We start from the raw sequence: 1182 nt of genomic DNA on the forward strand, positions 1-1182 counted from the left end.
TTTTCGAATCGGATCATGATTATGTGGCCGCGCTGAATGCCTGGAGAGCCTGGCACCGGCGATTGGATGGGTGGAGGTAGCGGTGATGCAGGATCAAACAGCGCTGATCCGTCGCGCTCTGGACGTTGCTGGATACAACCAGGAGCCAGCTACTCCGGAAGCGCTGCGCGGCTGCTTTGCCGACTACATTGACGCCGGGGTATGGATCAACCTAGAATTAGGAGATGAAGACGAGCTAACCATAGCGGATATGGCTAGGGGTCTAATCCGATATTGTAGGTGATGAAAATGCTTAAAAGCCAAGATATAAGCCAGATTTTAGGGATAAAAGAGGTTACAGTACGGAAGTATGTCGGGGAGTTGGAAAAGGCAGGATATAGCGTTTTTAAAAGCGAAGGTGGACACCGGCAGTATACGGAACAAGACGCTACGGTGCTAAGGCATATGAAAACGCTATGCGATTCTCCGGGAATGACGGTACAATTGGCTGCAAAGGTAGTCGCATCAAAGTATTCAGAAGCGCACGAAATTGTAGCGCCAGCTGTGATATCTCCAGATTCAGGCGAATTGGTGCAGTATGAAAAGCGATATAGTGAAATGTTGGAGATTGTCCGGACCCTGGCCGAACAGAATCAGCAGCAAGCGGCACAGATGGACAAGCTGCATGAGCGAATGGAGGACCAAAACGCCAATATAACGGCCGTACTGCGGGAGATACAGCAAGCCCGTAGGGAGATTGCCGCAGCTAAGGCTCGGAAATGGTGGAAATTTTGGATCAAAGAGGCTACGGACGGCCCCGATCCGGAAGCTGCCTGGAAACGGAAGCAAGACCCCGAGGATTATATAAAGTGACCGGGGGCGTGGGGAATATTAGAGATAATATCTCTATACTACGCTGCACGGTGCTATAGAGAGCGGCCTTTCTTCGGCGGCTCTTTTTGCTGTATGCTGGAAAGAAAAAAACAAAAGGAGGATAAATGTGTGAAATGGGGAGTTAGGTTTGGGTGGCAAAAGGAAGGACCCGGAAGAAGTGGTAAAAACGATATGCGTTAATTTAAAGCAAAAAATTTTAACTGAAATTGAAAAGCAAGGTAATCCTAAACACGTAATAGAGGCTGTATTGAACGAGAAGTTCGGTAAAAAAATAACAGAAGAGTAATGGACAAGATTCCCTTTTTTTTT

General features: G+C 47.6%; 2 protein-coding genes. Both read left to right on the forward strand.

All coding sequences use genetic code 11. The features are described from left to right. Positions 1–282 precede the first annotated feature (282 nt). A complete protein-coding gene (locus KIH86_RS15785) occupies positions 283–852 on the forward strand; it encodes a MerR family transcriptional regulator (protein WP_223110554.1) in 570 nt (189 codons plus the stop codon). Positions 853–1000: 148 nt separating this feature from the next. Then, the gene (locus tag KIH86_RS15790) at positions 1001–1159 is read left to right on the forward strand and encodes a hypothetical protein (RefSeq protein WP_223088678.1); all 159 of its coding nucleotides are present in this window, start codon (positions 1001–1003) and stop codon (positions 1157–1159) included. Positions 1160–1182 lie beyond the last annotated feature (23 nt).

The sequence above is a fragment of the Paenibacillus sinensis genome, assembly GCF_019904155.1.
Classification (GTDB): Bacteria; Bacillota; Bacilli; order Paenibacillales; family Paenibacillaceae; genus Paenibacillus_AQ; species Paenibacillus_AQ sinensis.

Coding starts and splice junctions, on each gene's coding strand:
- KIH86_RS15785 (WP_223110554.1), top strand. CDS start 283: ATGAAAATGCTTAAAAGCCAAGATATAAGCCAGATTTTAGGGATAAAA.